Annotated in this window: 15 protein-coding genes and 2 pseudogenes; all 17 read right to left on the bottom strand. The window is 57.2% G+C overall.

What is annotated here, in order from left to right:
- Window positions 1–424: 424 nt before the first annotated feature.
- Entirely contained in the window at window positions 425–1,756 is a 1,332-nt protein-coding gene (locus DT23_RS13265) for an O-antigen ligase family protein (protein ID WP_038131963.1), read from the bottom strand.
- A 2-nt stretch (window positions 1,757–1,758) separates the two neighbouring features.
- Window positions 1,759–3,039 carry an oligosaccharide flippase family protein gene (locus tag DT23_RS13260; protein WP_038131961.1) on the bottom strand — a complete coding sequence of 427 codons (1,281 nt, stop codon included), beginning with the start codon at window positions 3,037–3,039 and terminating at the stop codon, window positions 1,759–1,761.
- Window positions 3,036–3,839, bottom strand: a complete 804-nt coding sequence (locus tag DT23_RS13255) for a sulfotransferase domain-containing protein (protein WP_156023949.1) — start codon at window positions 3,837–3,839, stop codon at window positions 3,036–3,038. Before DT23_RS13255 ends, DT23_RS13260 begins: the two co-directional genes overlap by 4 nt.
- Window positions 3,836–4,870 carry an SDR family NAD(P)-dependent oxidoreductase gene (locus DT23_RS13250; RefSeq protein ID WP_038131958.1) on the bottom strand — a complete coding sequence of 345 codons (1,035 nt, stop codon included), beginning with the start codon at window positions 4,868–4,870 and terminating at the stop codon, window positions 3,836–3,838. The genes DT23_RS13255 and DT23_RS13250 overlap by 4 nt, the downstream gene beginning before the upstream one ends.
- Entirely contained in the window at window positions 4,870–6,018 is a 1,149-nt protein-coding gene (locus DT23_RS13245) for an NAD-dependent epimerase/dehydratase family protein (protein WP_038131956.1), read from the bottom strand. The genes DT23_RS13250 and DT23_RS13245 overlap by 1 nt, the downstream gene beginning before the upstream one ends.
- Before the next feature lie 3 nt (window positions 6,019–6,021).
- Window positions 6,022–7,035 (bottom strand): NAD-dependent epimerase/dehydratase family protein, encoded by a 1,014-nt coding sequence (locus DT23_RS13240; protein ID WP_038131954.1) that lies wholly within the window; start codon window positions 7,033–7,035, stop codon window positions 6,022–6,024.
- Between the two features lie 28 nt (window positions 7,036–7,063).
- Window positions 7,064–7,492, bottom strand: coding sequence for a YdcF family protein (locus DT23_RS18680; RefSeq protein ID WP_156023948.1), 429 nt, complete (start codon window positions 7,490–7,492; stop codon window positions 7,064–7,066).
- A gap of 176 nt (window positions 7,493–7,668) precedes the next feature.
- Window positions 7,669–8,016, bottom strand: coding sequence for a MarR family EPS-associated transcriptional regulator (locus tag DT23_RS13230; protein ID WP_338064224.1), 348 nt, complete (start codon window positions 8,014–8,016; stop codon window positions 7,669–7,671).
- Window positions 8,017–8,262: 246 nt separating this feature from the next.
- A complete protein-coding gene (locus DT23_RS13225; RefSeq protein ID WP_038131948.1) occupies window positions 8,263–9,018 on the bottom strand; it encodes a glycosyltransferase family 2 protein in 756 nt (251 codons plus the stop codon).
- A 151-nt stretch (window positions 9,019–9,169) separates the two neighbouring features.
- Window positions 9,170–9,727 carry a transcription termination/antitermination protein NusG gene (gene nusG / locus DT23_RS13220; RefSeq protein ID WP_240473619.1) on the bottom strand — a complete coding sequence of 186 codons (558 nt, stop codon included), beginning with the start codon at window positions 9,725–9,727 and terminating at the stop codon, window positions 9,170–9,172.
- Window positions 9,728–9,753: 26 nt separating this feature from the next.
- The gene (locus DT23_RS13215) at window positions 9,754–11,193 is read right to left on the bottom strand and encodes a mannose-1-phosphate guanylyltransferase/mannose-6-phosphate isomerase (RefSeq protein WP_164492079.1); all 1,440 of its coding nucleotides are present in this window, start codon (window positions 11,191–11,193) and stop codon (window positions 9,754–9,756) included.
- 18 nt (window positions 11,194–11,211) lie between these two features.
- A complete protein-coding gene (gene fcl / locus DT23_RS13210) occupies window positions 11,212–12,183 on the bottom strand; it encodes a GDP-L-fucose synthase (RefSeq protein ID WP_038131941.1) in 972 nt (323 codons plus the stop codon).
- Between the two features lie 10 nt (window positions 12,184–12,193).
- Window positions 12,194–13,315 carry a GDP-mannose 4,6-dehydratase gene (gmd, locus tag DT23_RS13205; RefSeq protein WP_038131938.1) on the bottom strand — a complete coding sequence of 374 codons (1,122 nt, stop codon included), beginning with the start codon at window positions 13,313–13,315 and terminating at the stop codon, window positions 12,194–12,196.
- Between the two features lie 440 nt (window positions 13,316–13,755).
- A pseudogene (locus DT23_RS13200) lies at window positions 13,756–14,197 on the bottom strand (IS5 family transposase); the annotation flags it as partial.
- Between the two features lie 131 nt (window positions 14,198–14,328).
- Window positions 14,329–14,484 (bottom strand): annotated as a pseudogene (locus tag DT23_RS20400) (transposase); the annotation flags it as partial.
- A gap of 19 nt (window positions 14,485–14,503) precedes the next feature.
- On the bottom strand, window positions 14,504–18,664 hold the full coding sequence (locus DT23_RS13195; protein WP_081847175.1) for a DUF4082 domain-containing protein: 4,161 nt from the start codon (window positions 18,662–18,664) through the stop codon (window positions 14,504–14,506).
- Window positions 18,665–18,955: 291 nt separating this feature from the next.
- The coding region (locus tag DT23_RS19740; RefSeq protein ID WP_038131937.1) for a hypothetical protein at window positions 18,956–19,208 on the bottom strand (253 nt) is incomplete at its 5' end.

Raw genomic sequence — 19,208 nt, 5'->3', positions numbered from 1 at the left:
ATCCAGACATCCGCGCGCCGGACCAGCCGCGCCGCGACGGTCCACATCAACCGCTTCGCAATTCGACGGAGCCCGCGGCTTGTACTCCATGTCAACGATGGATGGTCATAGAGATCGTAGACCCAACGCCCACCTACCCGCAGCCTGCACAGAAACCCCGCGATCAGAAGGCGCGGAGCATAGACGGTATGGACGACTATGTCGCCCTGAAGTGACAGCTGCCGGGCGAGCGCAAGGCTCTTGGATCAGACCGCAAAGAAACCGGAGACGAGATGAACCTCCTGCACAACCTCGCGCAGCGCCTGCGGAAGGGGATCCGGCGTCACGACGTAAAGGCGGCAATGCGACGCTAAGGCCCGAATGCGTTGATAACGTACCTGGTTGGGGGCGTTCTCGACATGTCCGATCACGAGAATTATAGTGTTCATCGCATCTGTCTCGCGTCTTTGGCAGCAATCCGTGCTCTGTGACTTATTAGGGCGGCACACACCGCAACAATTGTCAGAATGGACGGATTATTCATGGATGTGTCAAATTGGAGTGGAAGCAAATACAGGAGCATCAAGTTTAGGCCAATGATGAACGTAAACCAATCATCATTGACCCTCTTCAGATATAGTGCCCTTCGAAAAAGAATTACCAAAAAAAAGATCCACGCAAAAAAATATATGATGCCATTCTCGGTAACCGATTGAAGCATCCAGTTATGTACAGAGGAATGCAAATCATTGTAGTTCACCCAATTTTTATAGTCTATGTGTATGCCCACGTGCGCCACCTCACGGAAAAACTGTCCGGCCCCCGACCCAACGATAAGTATCTTTGGGTTCTGCAACAAATTAAGCGCCCCGTAGTACATAGAAATTCGGCCCGACCCGGTAGTCATTGTGAGACGATCCAGAATAGTGTTCGCCCCCTCACTCGGCATTAAAACGAGGGTAGAGACGGCCAGTAACGTTAGGACTAGAACGAGCGCTGAAAGCCATTTATTCTTCACGCTTCTGTCGACTCTTAGCCAGACAATATAGGTCGAAGCAAATGAAACGGAAAGAAAGAGAAATGCCGCTCGAGACCCAGAATATAGAATATCGGTGGCCACAACTGCCACAAGCAACACGGATATCGCTACCATATTTTTCCTACCAAACTGACGTCGCAACACCCAAAACCCAACAGGGAAGAGTAAGGCTAGAATGTTGCCGAAGACGTTCGGGCTGACAAGTGTCCCACTTACTCGAAAGGCACCGTCGTAGGAGGCTACGATTTGATCACTACTTCCAACATATAATGAGACCAGTCCGATCGGGGAACGAGTTGCCACCTGTAACAACCCAATTGACACCAAAATGAAGAAAACTATTCCCAAATACCTAAGCAGACAAACTGCTGTCAAAAGCCCAATACGCAGGAGATATTTGGTGGCAAAATAGATAACCCCAAAATACAAAAAAACAATAGAATCTGCTAATGCAGCATCAGGATAAATGGCGAAGTTTGAGAAAAACAATGGAAGAACCGCGATAATCAAAACACAAGTATCTTCCCCCCTTGAAATTTGAATCGTTGGATTGACGATGAATACCGAAGAAAGTCCAGCAATAAGCAGCACCGCTGGGATATAGGGAAGATATATTGGAATGCCTGAAAAGAAGGTGCCAAGCGATATCACCGATGACACCACAAGCGTCAGATAGAGAAAGCGTACCAAAGCATTCAGGACATGACTGCGTGCCCGTTCAATCCTAGCGCTGAGCATTGCTACGCTTCCCGTCCAAGCTTTTCACCCTGTAAAGACCTAAACTTTAGACACAGTACAAGTGTTAGATTTAAAAGAACATACGAAATCAGTGTCGCCAATGCTGCCCCGGTCATGCCGAGAGACGGCACGAGCGCGATATTCAATACGATGTTCACCCCCGCTGCGACCAGGTGAAGCCGGGCCGAGATCACCTCGCGGCCGGTCATGCTCAGATAGGCGCCCAGCGGCCCAGCAATGGCGTTCGCCAACTGCATAACGGCGAGGATCTTCAGTGCCATGAGACCGTCGAAGAAAGCTGGTCCGAACAGCTTTCCGACCACGGAGTCCCCGAGGAACAGCAAGGCCAGCACCGGCGGCAAGGCGGCCGCCGTGCCCATTAGTCGCGCCTTGCGCAGCGTGACGCGCAGGGCCACCCTGTCGCCCTGGGCGTGGTAGCGGGCGAACAGTGGCGGGAAAATCATGGTCGCGATGCCACTGCCGAAGGCGATCAACAGCGATGTCTGCCAGATGGCGCGATAGACACCCACTTCTGCGGGGCTACGAAAGGCGCTGAGGGTGAGAATGTCGGCATATTGATTGATGCGGGTTGCGCCCGCGACCAGTGCAAAGGATGCAGCGACCCGGAGCGAAGGCGTGGCGAGATAGCGGATCGGGAATGCCGATGGCAGCGCCCCCTCGGGCCGCTTGAGCCGAAGCAGGGCGGCTCCGACCAAGAAGGCGAGCGTCACGGCGACGAACTGCATGGCCATGGCCACGCCGGGTTGCGCGGGCAGAAGCGTGCCGAGGGCGAGGGCCATGAGCAGCATCAGGCCCGGTTTGACCGCCTGCTCGGGGAGTTGTGCAAGAACGACGTGCCGAAGTCCTCTCAGCGCCCCGGCCCTCAGGGCGCCGAGTGCGGTGAGCGGAATGAATGCGATAGCCAAGGCATAGGTCAGCAGCTCTGCTATGGGAGCGTTATGCTTGACGTAAGCGACAGACATTCCCCCCAGCAGCATCACCGCCACGGAAAGCAGCAGCGCGTTGCGGGTTGCCCATATCCAGATGGCCGCCATGCGTGGGCCGTCGTCATCTACCGCCGCGGCAGCTGTCTCGCGCATGATAAAATTCGGCAACCCGAATTGCACGATGATGGCAAGTGTCGAGGCGAAGACGAGGGCTGTTGTGTATAGACCATAGTCGTGCGGTCCTAGCGAGCGGGCAAGGACGACGGCAGTGGTAAAGCCCAACCCTGCGTTCAGGACCCGCAGTGCCCCGCTGCCAATAGCGGCTCGGCCGATCATGGACGCGCCGCTCCTTCAGGCACATACCCCAGTCGCGCCATCGGCACCGTATAACCTCCGGCGTCCAGTGCAGCCTCGGCTTCAGGGGTAAAGTGCTTGCGCCAGACGCCGAGTGCGCCCTCACGGATGAAGGATTTCTCGACGCTTTTGGGCCGCTTGTCCTCGGCTGCAGCCTTGGCGCGAGCAAAGGTGTGGGTTTCCACTACCTGCGCCGCGCGCATGGGGGGCAACGGGCGGCCAGTCAAGGCTTTCGCCACTCGCCTCAGTTCGCCAGCGGTGTCAGTGCGCAGCGCCTCGTAGCTGGTCTGCACAACGCCTGGGCGCCCGTTCCACATTTGAGCGAACTGAACCCACGTGAAGTCTGGAGACACCGGCTTTTTGGTGAGGAAACGGATAAAGGCGGGAAGGTTGGCACGAATATCCTCATAATGTTTGAATGGTTTCTTGGCCTTCATCATCGCCACGAGGTCCGCGTTTTGGTGTTCGTTTATGAAGTAGCAGTGGTAGTAGAATGATACGAGAAGATCGCGCGGATCACGCCAGATCACTACGACATTCGTCAGCCCTAGCGGATTGAGAAAATGTCCATGCGTCACAGCGCTTTCGAAGCGAAAGGGCGTATTACGCCGAAATGGCAATTCCAGCGCGTCAGACAGCATTTGTGCCAGCCACGTCCCGCCGGATTTTGGAAACTCATTCACGAGATAATAAGGTGCTAGACTTGAAAAAGCGCGGACATATGCCTTGTGCCGGGCCGCGAGGGCCCGGCCGGGAAAGCGCGAGAGACCAGGCAAGGTCACCCTATTACGCCCTTCTCGACTAGATAGGTTTCCAGCTCTTTCCGACCCATCGCGGGCTCGAGCGATGAGTGATAGGGCCGGTCGGTGCGAGGACAATCCAACAGATGAGCATATTGCTCCGAAGACATATCTGCGAAGGCCGAAGTCACGACGAAGAAATCCCCGTATTCATAGGTGCGCCGGACCTCCTCGTCGTTCATCAGTTCCTCATACATCTTCTCACCGGGCTTCGCGCCGATCTCTCTGATATCGATCTCGCGCCCGCCACCGAGCCGTGCGCGCATCACCTCCGCGATGTCCTCAATCCGGGCGATTGGCATCTTTGTCACCATCACTTCGCCGCCCTTGGCAAGCCAGACAGAATCCAGCACAAGCGCGGTGGCCTTCTCCAGCGTCATTATGAAACGCGTCATTTGGCGGTCGGTCAAGGTGATTGGTCCACCGGCCTCAATCTGGCGCTTGAAGAGCGGCACTACCGAGCCGCGCGAGCCGAGCACGTTGCCGAAGCGGGTCGAGGCGAAGATCGTGCCAGGACCGTTCTCGGACCGCCCGATCGGCTTGCCGTAGGTTTCCGCTGCCGCCGTCATTAATCGCTCCCCCATAAGCTTGGAGGTGCCCATCACATTGGTCGGGTTTACTGCCTTGTCCGACGAGGTGAATATCACCCGCTCCACTCCGTTCGACAGCGCGGCGTCGATGACATTCTGCGTGCCTTGGATATTGGTGTGGATCGCTTGATTGGGACTGTCTTCGCATAGACCGACATGCTTGAGCGCTGCGGCATGCAGAACAACATCGACTCCACGCATTCTAAGCTTCAAGGCATCAGCATCGCGGATGTCAGCAAGATGAGCAGTGACCTTGCCGGATTTTTGATATTGTTCGAGTTGGAAAAACAATTCGGTTTCGTTGTTATCAATGCAGATGATGTGCGCTGTCGGCCCGTTAACCAATTGACGCACCAACTCCGCGCCGACCGTTCCGCAGGCACCGGTGACCAGAACGGTCTTCCCTTCAAATTTCGTCAACATCAGTTCCACCTCACACGTGGCATGATCCGTTCTGCAACGATCGAATCTTTGTTTGCGATGATACGTTCAATAATTTGAGCGAGAACATCCTCCGTCATGTAGTTGGGCTGCAGCCCAAGTTCGATGAGGCCGGAATAGGCGGGGTTATAGTGATGTTCTTCTTTTTCTTTGCGCGGATTCGGGATCGACTTGATTTCCACATTTAGTCCAAGCGCGTCGCCAGTTTGCTTCACGCGCTCAGCCAGTTCGTTCACTGTGAAGGTTTCGGTCAACTGGTTGAATATCCGTAGTTCACCTTTTTCAGCAGGTTGTTCCGCCGCAAGCCGCACGCATTGCAACGTATCGCGGAGGTTAAGATATCCTCGGGTTTGACCACCGCCGCCGTACACCGTTAGGGGGATTCCTGCGACTGCTTGGACAAGGAAACGATTGACCACCGTTCCAAAGATGTCGTCGTAATTAAAGTTCGGCACCAATGCTGGATCAAGATCGGCTTCTGGCGTCGAGATACCGTACACGGGACCTTGCATCAGGTCCGTAACGCGCAGGCCGTAGGTGCGAACGTAGAACCACAGAAGGTCGGTATCTAGAACCTTGGTTGTGTGATAGAGTGACCCTGCGGCACGCGGGAATAGGAATTTATCCTTGCGTCCCTTGTGTTCGATTTCAATCCAGCCCTCCTCGATATCAATATCAGGAGTGCCGTATTCACCCATCGTGCCCAGTTTGACGATATGGCATTCTGGCACCAGTTCTTTCACAGCCCAGATACAGTTGAACGTGACATCTAGATTATTCTTGAAGGTCTCGCGCGCCTCTGAAAAACCTCGCATCGAGTAGGGAGCCGAAGGTTGTTCTGCATAATGGACTATCGTGTCAGGTTGAACCTTCCGCACGATGTCAAACATAACCTCGGGATCCGCGAGGTCACCAATGTGAACGTCAATGCGTTTTCCAGAGAGTTCTTGGAAACGGCGAGCCCTACCACTCAAGCTCGGCGTGGAAATGAGCGGTTCGCTATCCGTTTTCTCTGCAATGAGGCGGCGCAGATAATTGTCTGCAACGGCCACCTCATGACCTGCGGCCGCAAAATCCATTGCAGTAGGCCAACCGAGGTATCCATCCCCACCAAGTATCAAAACTTTCATTAGTCAAACTCCTTTATCAACGTGTTTTTCGCGTTTTGGTTTCTCTAGGAAATGGCGCACAGTGAGGCGCAAGCCTTCCTCGAGTTCTACACGAGCCTTCCAGCCAAGCTTGGTCTGCGCCTTAGATGTATCGGAGAAGTTTCGCATAACATCGCCGTCGCGTAGTGGACCGAGGAAAGTTGCAGGGCGGCGCACGCCTTCGCTTTCGAGAACTGTTAGCAATACATTCGTCATTTCACGCACCGTGGTCTCTTTGGCCGTGGCGATTTGAAAGCACTCACCGCCAATGCCTTCGATTATCGCTGCACGACGAATGGCGTCGACTAGGTCTGAGATGTGGATGAAGTCGCGTGTCTGTGCTCCATCGCCATAGATTTCAAGCTTTTGACCCGCCAAAGCCTGCTTGATGAACTTTGCGACGACCGAACTCTTATGGCCAGAGCCTTCGCCGTAGACATTCCCGAAGCGAAGCGCGACGGTTTCTACGCCGAAGCAATGATAGTAAGCGGAACAATACCCCTCACCTGCCAACTTCGAGGCTCCGTAAGGCGAGGCAGGGTGTGGCGCCATCTCTTCATGAAGGGGCGGTGTCTGGACCCCAAGCGGTGCGCCCGAAGACGCGAAAACGAAGCGGGCGGTTCCAGCGTGGCGCGCAGCTTCAAGCATGTTCAGTGTGCCGATGACGTTTGTACGGCAGTCTTCGTGTGGGTTGGCGACCGATGGCGCAACGCCGGTATTGGCTGCGAGATGGACAATAACGTCGGCTCCGATGCTTGCGGCGCGGGTGCCTTCCGCGTCGAGTATGTCAGCTTCGATTAAGGTGACGCGACCTTGGTCCCACGCCGACAGATCGGCACCTTCGGTAAGGTCGACGAAATCTGTCGTGGAAGCGAGGTCGTCTCTGCTTCCGACCGAGAGGTTGTCATAGACTCTGATTTGATCGTTCGAACTGGCCAACAGTTCCGTGATCAGTGCGCGCCCGATGAAGCCGCAACCTCCTGTAATCAACCACCGCATTTCAACGTTCTCCGTTTTCAAACATATATTATTTCAGGTGCGCCGGTTCGCGCACTTCTACCGCCTCGACGCCTGTCTCAGAGAACGGCACGTCGGAAGACGCGAAGACGCAGGAATTGCCCCTAAGGACGAGTGCATCGCGGACGACCCGAGGCAAATGATCGGGCGAGCTTACAAAGAGAATTGCCCTGCGATCGCTGTACTCAAGTGCCAGGCGCACTTCGTCTGCTGTGTTTCGTGCGGTGCCGAGATTGGGAATTTCATGCGAGGCGAACAATCGGGCGTTTTCATCATCAAGCGCGTCATTTGCTAATAGCGGTAGCTTCAATTCTTCAGCTAAGGCGATGGCACGGGTCAATCGGCCGCTGTTGCTGTCGTCGCCCAGCATAACTTGGGCCCAATTCTCGGCCTTGCTGCTGTAGCTATGCACAAAAACGAATTCGAGATTTCCGATCATATTCTGCATTCTTCAGGCAAACTTAGCGGGTCTTTTTACTGACGAATTGCGTGGGGTCATGGTTTCCTCACTAAGTGCCTCAATTTCCGCCATGCCTTTCGGCGTCAGCAGATAGGCGTAGCCGAGGAGACATGTAATCATCCGGCATGGAATGCCTAAACGACCGATAAGGCAAACTATCGACGCTTTGCGGCAGGGCGCATATCGCCATCATCAATCTCACCGCGTAGCTGCGCGATCTCCGCCTTCAACGCTTCATATTCCGCAACCTTGCGTGCTAGGAACCGCTTCGTGATCTCGGCTTTCTCCGCCGCGCCCCTAGGGGTGAGCACATAGGCGTAGCGCCGTTTGTCTTGCGCCGCGCGAAAGTTTCCGAGCTTCACAAAGCCCTTTTCGATGAGCGCTTTGAGCACATAATTCGCGCTGCCCGTGCTGATCCCGACTTCACGCGCCAGATCGCGTTGTGACATTTCCGGGTTGTCTTCGAGGAGACGAAGGATTTGGAAGCGGACATCTTCCTGCATCTTGCTACGCGCCCCCGCCATCAGTTTTTGATCGCTTGGCAGGCTACCGCACCAGATCTGCCTTTAGGGCGCCCGGGGGTCGTCAGAATCGTGATGGTTGTCCGAAGATTAGACATCGTTCAAGTTTGAGCGATAGCAGAGCGCCGCGCCTATAGAAAGTGCATTTATGCGGAATTTCTTTTGCTGCAAGCAAAGTTTACGAGTGCCATTTCGCGTGACAACGAAACCCGCAGACGGGTAGGGGGCTTACGCCTTCTGGCGCTCGACGAATTGCCCCAGCTTCGAGAGGTTCTTGCTCGCAAGCGTCACAATCCCACCCACATGATTGCGCCGTATCGCGCGCAGATCCTCGCCCATTTTCTCGCGGATTTTGGCGAGGTTGCGATTGCTCACGCCGCCAAGCCGCATCTTGTAGAGCACCTCCGGGAGATAGACCGACCGCCCTTGGATTTGCGAGAAATAGCGCAGGATAAAATCGTAATCCGCCGCGATCCGAAAGCCCGTGTCAAACCCGCCAATGCGGTCATAGACCGAACGGCGTAAATAGAGCGTGGGGTGGGCTGGCATCCAGCCGCGTTTGAGTTTCGCCGCGCTATAGGGACCCGTCGCCCAGTGCCGGACCACCTTCGTCGTATCCGCTTGCGAGACGTAGTCGAGATTGGAAAAGACCGCCTCGACCTGCGGATCTTCAAAAGCGGTGGCGATGCGGGCGAGAACCTCGTCATGAGCGAGGAAGTCGTCGCTGTGAACGAAGCCAACGATGTCACCGGACGCCTTCGCTACGCCCTTGTTGAGCGCATCATAAATCCCCTTGTCGGACTCGCTGACGAGGATCATCCGGTCATGGGCGGCACGCTCGATCGCGGCGAGCGAGCCGTCCTTTGATTTCCCCTCGATGATGAGGTGCTCAAGATCGGAATGGGTTTGTCGCCCGACGCTCTCGATAGCCTCGCCGACGGTGGCTTGCGAATTGTAGACGGCGGTGATGATCGAAAATTTCATGTGAAGGGGTGCCGGATCAAAATGCGTTGGCCTTACCTATAGGGGGAGGGGCGCCGGGTGAACATAGTGCGTCTGCGCAAGTGCTTTCTGGGAGTGGCTAGGTGTTGCGTTTCAAGCGCAGCAAATGCGGAGCCGCCGAAGTCAGCAATACCTATGGCACCTTGTGGAGCGCGTTGAGCTCAACTGCGACACGCGTTTCGCGGCCCATCAAATCGATCAGAACCCATGCACGTTGCTCGGACGGTAGCGAAGCAACCGTAGCGAGGAAATCTGCAAAGGGCCCAGATTGAATCTTGACCGTATCGCCGGATTGAAACGCATTATCCGGTATTAGGGCGTTCTCGCTATCGCAACGCTGTCTGAGCTGGCAGATCAGACCGGATGGAACCTGTGCTGCGGATGCGCCAAACCTTACCACGCTGGAGATGCCATATGTCGAGCCGATTGCGCGTGCGTTTGTCGTCTCTGCACCAAGGCCGACGAAAACATAGCCAGGAAAGAGCGGCCTAAGGGCGCTTGAAAATTTTCCGCGCCGCCGGATGGTTTCGCGGATCAGGGGCAAGAACACCTGATACCCTTGCTGGCGCAGGTTGCGCTCGGCGATTGATTGGCAATTTGGCTTGATCTGCGCCAAATACCACGCGTTGTTTTCGCTAAATTCCGTCATCGGACCCCGGCGTATTTTTACTTGCTGATCCTGTCTAAGCAATGAATCTCTTCAATACCTTTAACAATTTACCCTTTTGCACCTTGTCCGCGAGCGTAGATATCGTCGTAGCGGATGATGTCGTCTTCTCCCAGATAGCTGCCCGTTTGCACTTCGATCAGCGTCAGGGGGAGTTTGCCCGGGTTTTCCATACGATGCACCGCGCCGAGGGGAATATAGACCGATTGGTTCTCCGTGACGAGTTTAACTGTCTCGTCTATCGTCACCTTTGCTGTGCCTTGCACGACAATCCAGTGTTCTGAGCGGTGGTGGTGGCTTTGTAGCGAGAGTGCCGCGCCGGGATGAACGTGGATACGTTTTACTTGGAAACGCCGCCCGACAACGAGGCTTTCATACCAACCCCACGGGCGAAAATCGCGCGGGTGGGTGTCCGCTTGTGTGGCACCCTTGGCTTTGAGTTCGGCAACCGCCTTTTTGACCTCCTGCGCGCGATCCTTATGGGCGACAAGAACAGCATCGGGCATTGCCACGGCGATGATGTCTTTAAGGCCAATCCCCACAAGTTCTTGTGCCTCGCTGGTTGATTGCAGGAGGGCGTTCTTGCACTCGATTGAGGTCGCAGGGCCACTTATGACGACGCCATCCGAGTCCGGGGTTTGTTCACGCCAGACCGCCTGCCAATCGCCAAGGTCAGACCAAACGCCGCCATAGGGCACGACGGTCAGATTATCGGCGCGTTCCATGACCGCGTAGTCGATCGAGATGTCGTCAAGCTTGTCCCAGGGCGCGGATGCGAGGCGGGTGAAGCCAAGGTCATGTTGCGCAGCCTCAACGGCCAGCTTGCATTGTGCCAGCGTATCCGGGGCGTGACGGGCGAAAGCCTCAAGAATTGCGGAGGTCGAGAACAGGAAGATCCCCGCATTCCAGAGATGCATTCCCCCTGACAGCAGTTTCTGCGCCGTTGCAAGGTCGGGCTTTTCGACAAAGGATTTCAGCGGTTGGGGCAGAGCAGAGAACTTGGCATCTGGTGCCTCGCTCAACTCCAGCCATCCGTATCCGGTTTCCGGCCGGTCGGGGCGGATGCCAAATGTCACGAGTTGCCCTGCTTCGGCGGCAGGCGCAGCGGCGGCCACCGCGGCACGAAACTGTTCTGCATCCGGGATCACATGATCAGAGGGGGCAATCAGCATCAATGCGCCGGGGGTGCGCGCTTCTAGCACGAGTGCGCCGGCGCAGATCGCGGCGGCTGTGTTGCGCGCTGAGGGTTCAATCAGGATATCGGCGGGCGCAATTTCCAGCGCTGCGAGTTGTTCAACGACGACGAACCGGAAATCTGATCCGGTAATAATTGAAGGCGGTGCAAACCCATCAGCTGCAAGCCGTTTTGCTGACGCTTGAAACAGGCTTTCCTCACCCATCAGTTTCACGAACTGCTTCGGGTAGGATTTGCGCGAGAGCGGCCAAAGCCGCGTGCCCGAGCCGCCGCACAGGAGGACGGGACGGATCATTTTGCTCATGAAATTCTCTTAGGTTCTGGCGGTGTCGTAATTCTCGAGGAACCAGCGATAGCTCTCGGCAATCCCGTCTTCGAGGCCGATCCGCGCGTGCCAGCCCATTGTGCCAAGGCGGCTGACATCCATCAGTTTGCGCATCGTGCCATCGGGTTTGCTGGGATCGGTGGTGATCTTGCCCTTAAAACCCGTGATTTTTGCAACCATTTGAGCGAGGTCGAGGATTGAGATATCCGTGCCGGAGCCGACATTGATATGGCTCAGCATTGGCTGAGTATTCGCGTCATAGCGCTCTTTGGGAAGGTCGAGCACGAAAAGCGACGCTTCGGCCATGTCATCCACATGCAAGAATTCGCGCCGCGGCGTGCCCGAGCCCCAGATCGCAACCTCTTCCAGCCCGTCGCGAGCGGCCTCATGAAAGCGGCGAATTAGGGCGGGCAGAACATGGCTGTTCTCGGGATGAAAGTTATCGCCCGGCCCGTAAAGGTTGGTGGGCATCACCGAGCGATAGTCGACGCCATGCTGACGGTTGTAGCTCTCGCATAGCTTGATCCCGGCGATCTTTGCAATCGCGTAGGGCTCGTTTGTCGGCTCCAGCGGACCGGTCAACAGCGCATCCTCTGCCATCGGCTGCGGCGCAGCTTTGGGGTAGATGCAAGACGAGCCGAGTTGCAGCAGCTTTGTGACCCCGGCTGCGAACGCCTGATGGATCACGTTGCACTCGATCATCAGGTTTTCGTAAATGAACTCAGCCGGATAGGTGTTGTTGGCGTGAATCCCGCCGACCTTGGCAGCGGCGAGGATCACCACATCCGGGCGCTCGGTGTGCATGAACTCCCGCATCGCCGCCTGATCGGTCAGATCAAGCTCCTTGTGCGTGCGCGTGATCAGTTCCAGCTGCTCACCCGCTTTGCGCCGCGCGTCGAGTTGGCGCAGGATCGCGCCGCCCACCATGCCGCGATGGCCTGCGATATAGATTTTGGTCATTGGCACGGCCTCAGCCTTCGAGAGAGACCGGAAGGTCCAGCCCATGTTGTTTGAGAAGCGCGTGACGCCGCGCGGCCTTGTGATCCTCGGCAACCATCTCCGCGCACATCTCCTGGGCGGTGATTTCGGGCACCCAGCCAAGCTTTTCCTTCGCCTTTTTCGGATCCCCCAAAAGCGTTTCAACCTCGGCCGGGCGGAAGTAGCGCGGGTCAATCCGCATCACGACATCGCCGGGTTTGAGGGCAGGGGCCTTGTCGCCCGTGATCGCGGTGACGGTTGCGATTTCATCGACGCCCTGGCCTTTGAAGTCCAACTCGATCCCGAGTTCACGCGCCGACCAAGTGATGAACTCGCGCACCGAATATTGCTTGCCGGTGGCGATGACGAAATCGTCCGGAGCCTCCTGCTGCAGCATCATCCACTGCATGCGAACGTAATCCTTCGCGTGGCCCCAGTCGCGAAGACTGTCGATGTTGCCCATGTAAAGGCAGGGCTCGAGGCCCATCGCGATATTGGACAGTCCGCGGGTGATCTTGCGGGTCACAAAGGTCTCACCGCGCCGCGGGGACTCGTGGTTAAAGAGGATGCCGTTGCAGGCATACATTCCGTAGGCTTCGCGATAGTTCACGGCGATCCAATAAGCGTAAAGCTTGGCCACGGCATAGGGCGAGCGCGGATGGAAGGGTGTGGTTTCGGTCTGCGGTGTCTCTTGAACAAGTCCGTAAAGTTCCGATGTGGAGGCCTGATAAAAGCGCGTTTTCTTCTCAAGCCCGAGGAAACGGATCGCTTCGAGCAGCCGCAGCGTACCTGTGGCATCCACGTCAGCGGTGTATTCGGGGGCCTCAAACGAGACCGCAACATGGGATTGCGCACCGAGGTTATAAACCTCGTCAGGCTCGATATCGCGGATCAGGCGGGTCAGGTTCGAGGTATCTGAAAGATCGCCGTAATGCAGCTTCAAGCTGGCGTGCTTACTGTGCGGATCCTCGTAGATGTGATCAATCCGCTGCGTGTTGAGGGAGGAGGCGCGGCGCTTGATGCCATGAACCTCATAGCCTTTTTCGAGGAGAAATTCCGCGAGATAAGAGCCGTCTTGGCCAGTGATGCCGGTGATGAGTGCTTTGGGAGCCATTTGGTCCTCGAATGGTATCGCTTTAATTGCGGTAACTCTTGGACTGTTCTGGCTTTAGAGGCAACAGACAGGACAAACTGATTGCGCAGATTTTTGCTGCGGCCAGACGATCATGCCTCAAGAGCGCTGGGCGCGGTGACTGTGTATTTCAAATATGTGAAGATCAGTGTCGATTAGTTGGTGGCTGACCGCTTTTCCGTGATTCGTTGCGGGTTGAAATGGGAACGCCCATTCATCAGCTTATGCGTTGAAGTCTCATCGATGGAAACACGCCGTTCTCTTTTGGTCGTTCCGACTTAGGTCACGCGGACTCGCAACGCGCTGGCTGCGGTTACCCGTGGGCTTGCTTGCATTTGCGCATGTGTATGGTCTGTTTTTCTTTCTATTTCATGCGCTTTGATGGAAAGAAATTTTAGCATGTCTTCACTTCAGATCCTAGGTCATGTTGACAAAAGGCGAACCCAGAGACGGATTGAGGTGATGTCTATGAAGCCAAGGAAGCTCTCGGCGGTTTTGTCGTAGCGGGTTGCGATACGGCGAGCATTTTTGAGCTTGTTGAAGCACCGCTCGACCAAGTTCCGCAAGGAATATAGCGAATGATCGACACCGACGCGCATCTTGCGTGATTTGCGCATTGGGATTTGGGTGAGCACGTCCCGCGCCTCCATCTTTTTTCGAATTCTGTCAGCATCATAGCCTCTGTCCATTGCCCGACAGCACATGCTTGCATGTGTGAGAGGGGGCCAACAGGACGCTCGGCTCCGGTAAATTGTCAGCCATGACCAAATCGACCCCAAGGTAATCGGACGTCTGACCGGGCGTGATCTCGGTTCTCATGGGCAGGCCGACTGCATTGACACGGAGGTGGATTTTGGTCGCAAAGTGGAATGTGGATCAGAAAACGATCCGGGGGATCGTTTTCCCACCTGACGGTCCTGAACGGCCAAAACCCTGTCGAGGAGTCCCCCTTTTGCGCCCGCTGCCTCCCTCTCATAATTTGCAAGCAAACCACTGTCGGTCAATGGATGTCGTGTGATCCACTTATTCAGCGTCGACATGCCAAGGCCATCGGCCACCTGCTTACGCGTCAGCTCGCTGGTCAGCGCGATCCTAACTGCATCTTGCCGAAATTCGTCTGTCCGTTGACGGCCCGGCTTGAGGGCCGTCACGAATTACATCGGTCGTGCGTCAGAATAGGAAGTCGCCCGTATCGGCCGGGGCAGACTCAGCGGCAAAGACGAACTCGTCCTCGGGCAGATCGGGGGTGAAGCCGACATCGACCCAGTAGTTTGAAGAGGCCCAGCTTTGCGTTGGAAAGATGCCAGTGGTATTGGCGGCGAAGACGCCATTGTCACCCGCCGGAGCACTCAGCAACCCATCCGTCCCGTCATGGCTCGCGTTGAAATAGCCGTTGGTCGCGACATAGTTTTGCGTCGTCCCGTAAGAGGCCACATAGGTCGCCCCCGGTGTTAGCTCGACCGGCGTGGTCAACGCGCCGACCTGCCAGCCGCTTTCGCCGGGATCGGATTGCACCGTGACAGAACCCAGATTGACGCCGCTATCATCCCAGATATTGAGCGTGCGGATATCGGTGTCCCCGGAATCCGCCGCGCCGCGATAATAGCGCAGATCGGTGACATCGCCTGCGGCATTTGCGGTGAACTTCACGCCCAGCTCGTAATCGGTCGCCTCGCTTGTAATCGTGCTGGCAGGGGCGTCGCTTGCCTCAAAGAGGGTGGCGAAAGTCGGGGCGGTTTCGGGTTCCACATCGGTGATACTCACCTGCACCGCTTGCGTGACCGGGCTGGCGATACCGTCCGAGACGCTGACGGTCACGTCATAGATATTGTCGCCCCCCGCATCGGCGGGCAGCTCGAAATTCGGCGCAGAGACAAAGCTGAGCGCGCCGCTTTGCGCATCGATCGCAAAGCGCGCCGCATCCGCCCCGCCCGCGATCGCAAAGCTTAGCAGATTGCCGTCGCCATCCGTGGCGCTCACCGTGCCGACGCTCAGTTGGTTTTCCGCCGCGGAAAAGGCCGAGGGCGAGGAGATGACAGGCGCGTCATTGGCGGGCACGCCCAGTTCAAAGCCGACATCGACCCAGTAATTGGTCGAGTTGTAACTTGCCGTCGGGACGCTCGGCGTACTGCCGTAGGCGTAGACGCCATTAACCACGCCGGGCGCGGTCAGATTGCCCGACGCATCGGTGATATCGCTCGCGAAATAGCCCTGCGAGCCGACGTAATTGTCATCGGTGCCATACGACGCGGTATAGGTCTGGCCCGCGCTCACAAGGATTGGCGAGGACAGCACGGCCGTCTGCCAACCGCTTTCCCCCGGCGCTGAATCGAACTGCGCCGTGGCCAGCAGATTGCCATTGGCGTCCCAAAGATGCCCGGCGCGCAGGTCGGTATCGCCGGAATCGCCAACCGAGCGGAAATAGCGCAGCTCGTTGATCGTTCCGGTTTGCGTCGGGGTGAAACGCACTCCCAATTCCACAGTCGAGGAATCGTTGATCGCATTGGCCGAAACCGCACCCTCATCAAACAGCGAATAAACGGCAGAGGGAGGAACCTCGGGATTTACATCGCTCACCGCGATCTGGATCGCCTGCTCGACCGGGTCGTTGATGCCGTCGCTGACGCTGACGATCAGGTCATAGACATTATCCGCGCCCGCATCGCCGGGGGCCTCATAATCAGGCGCATTCAGGAAAGACAGCGCACCGTTGCTTGAGCCGACCGAGAACGAACCCGCATCCGCCCCGCCCGCAATCGAGAAGCTCAGTGGATCATCATCGGGATCATCTGCGGCAAGGATCGCAGCCAAGGTCTGGTTTTCGGCCATGTTGAAGCTGCTATCACTGGTGAAAACCGGGGCCGCGTTATCGGGAACGCCGATCTCGTAGGTCACATCGACCCAGTAATTCGTCGCCTCATAGGACCCTTCGGGCACCACCGGCGTGACGCTGTAGGCATAGACACCGTTCAACCCGTTGGGCGCGGTCAACTGGTCATAGGGATCGCTGAAATCCTGCGTGAAAAAGCCTGCCGTGGCGGCATAGGCGTCCTCGGTGTGATAGGAAGCGGTATAGGTCGTGCCCGCGATCACCGTGACGGGAGCACTTAGCGTTGCCGTCTGCCAGCCGCTTTCTCCGGGCGCCGAAGTGAAGTTCACCGTTGCCAGCAGGTTGCCACTGGCATCCCACAAATGGCCATCGCGTATGTCGGTATCGTCGGAATCGGTGAGCGTGCGGAAATAATGCAGCTCGGTGATGATGCCGCTTTGGGTTGGGGCAAAGCGCATGCCCAGCTCTAGCGAGACGCCTTCATTCAGCGCATTCGGGGTGATCGCGGCACCATTGAACAGCGAGAACGTGTCGGGCAGCGGGGCCGGGGTGACCGTGACCACATCATTGGCCAGCCCGATCGAGGAGGGGATGTTGAGGCTGTCATCAATCGCGCGTGCGACGATCTGGTAGCTACCTACTTCGGCGGGCGTCCACTCGTAGGTCCAGTTCGTGTAGCCCGAGGCGGGCCGCCACGTCGCGCCATTGTCGAACGAAACCTCGACCATCGCGACCTGCCCGTCATCGGTTAGCGGATCACCGTCATCATCTGTTGCCGTGCCCGAGATGACAAACGGCGCAAGGGCGACGATTTCCTCGGGCAGGTCGGTAAGCGTTGCGGTCGCGGCCACCGTGTCGGTCGAAGGCGTCGCGCGCACCAAGCTTTGCGAGGCCAGCACCAGATCGGACACGCCGGGCTGAATGCCCATATCGGCAAACAGATTGACGGTGAATTGTTTGAGCGCGGTATTCTCCAGCTCGCCGCCATAGGGTGAGGAGTCATGCTCGTTGCTTAGACCCCAGCTCCAGAACACGGTGCCTGCGCCAAAGACCAGTGCGCCGCTGGCCGCACGATAAAGCGACAGGCTATGCGTGCCCGTGCCCGGCGTGGTCCGGCTGCCCTGATCGACAAGGATCTCGTCCCATTCCACCTCGGTACTCGACAACAAGATCAACCCGGCGGGGCGATATTCGTCATCTGGCACGGTGTTCCACTCATAGCCGATGATCGCAGGCGAGATATCATCCGCGCCCACGCCCTCGACCGAGGTATCGCGCCACAACCGCAGCCCGGACAGTTCCTGCGGCACATCAAGGCCGACATCGGAAATGCCGCCATCGCCGACGAACAACTGACCCGTCAGCGCATTTTCAGGGGTCGCACCCTCGGCCGTCGGGTTGCCCTGTGCATCCACCGCATCGACGAAACGCATATCGCGCCACGTGCCTGTCCACTCGTTGGAAGGGTCGATATTGGCGTAATCATCCGGCCCCGCCGAAAGCGAGTAATTCGCCCATGTTTCCTTATAGGTGATGAGCGTGCGGTAATCGGTATCATTGCCGTCGATGCTGGGCTCGTAACGGGTTTTCCAGTAAACGTCATTGCCGCCCCAGAATAGCAGGTTCACGCCTGCATCGCGCGCGGCCTCGACATTGGCGCGCTGATCGCCCGACCAATATTCGTCATGCCCGACCGAGATATAAGCCTCATGTCCCAGCAATGCGCTTGGGCCAAGCCGGTCCGTATCGACCCCGGAAATATAACTGATGTCGTAGCCGTTCTTTTCCAGCCAATAGATCGCCGCGTAATCGGCGCCAAACACATAATCCTGCGCCCCCGACGCATAGCCGCCTCCATCGCGCGTCGTAAACGGGCGGTTGTAAGACACGGCAAAGGCGCGATCCGCGCCGAACGGGCCGGCATCTTCGGGCGGTGGGGCTGCATCGTCATAGCCGCCATAGAAGTTGCCCGCGATCTCGCCATTATTGCCGCCCCAGCCATTATAGGCCTGCCATGTCGTGTCCGAGGTCTGCAGCACGATATCGCTGCGGCTGCCATCGGCGCGCAGGTCATCCTCGCGCAAAATGAACGGGATCTGGTTCGTCTCACCGTTGTCATCGCGCACCAGCTTGGCGAGGTAGACGCCAGAAACAGCCGTTTCGGGTGTCAGCCACGAGGCCGATTCGCTCCAGTTTCCGGCATCAACCAGCCCGCGATCATCGGTGATCGGGTCGGGCTGGGCCGTGCCGACAAGCCCGTTGATCGTGGTGACCAGCGTGGCCCCATCGCCGCCGTAATAGCCAAGTCGGTAGATCTCGATATGATAGGGGATATCGACGCCATCCGCAGCGTTCACATTGATTTTAAATGAAATTTCATCGCCGGTGTCGACGCTGATATCGGTTGCGAACCCCTCGATCTGGTTGCTGGCCGGGGCGTCCCAAATTTCACGGGCGGTGCCTTGCTTCTGGTTTTCAATGACAATCTGATTGTCTGCCATGAGATTACGCCTTTCCTTGTGCCCGGCCGGGTTCCAGCCCTGTCGCGACACAGTCTGCGCGCGATTGCGGCGCGGGAAAATTCACCGAAAGGCTGATTCCCTTCTCCGATTGATCCCTGAGAGGCGCAAAAGGCGAGGGCGGCATACGCCGCAGTGCCGATTGGAGGGCGTGAAGATCGAACGGGGAGAGAGAGGGCGATCAAGCGGCTAGCGCCACAGATCGAAAAACGCGCCCGGCAAGCTATGCCGGACGCGTCTGATTTCAGATTGCGGCTGTCTGCGCCGGGCAGATCAGCTTGCGAGGTCGCCCCAATGCGACCAGCCAGAGTGGTGCCCGAAGTAATGCGAAACATCGAAGTCAGGCAGATCGTCGACCGAAGCCGCATCGACCGGAGCTAGATCCACCGGCGCGGCGGCGACCTCGTCGGCGGTCACGTCCAACGGTGCGTCATTGAGATTGGCCGCTGCGACCGATTGCGTGTTGGGCGTGAACACGAACTCATCCGCGTTGGCATCCGCTGCGTCACCCTCGGCAAAGACCACA

Origin of the sequence: Thioclava indica (assembly GCF_000714545.1) — a bacterium.
Lineage (GTDB): Bacteria > Pseudomonadota > Alphaproteobacteria > Rhodobacterales > Rhodobacteraceae > Thioclava > Thioclava indica.
This window is presented reverse-complemented; position numbering and strand designations above follow the sequence as displayed.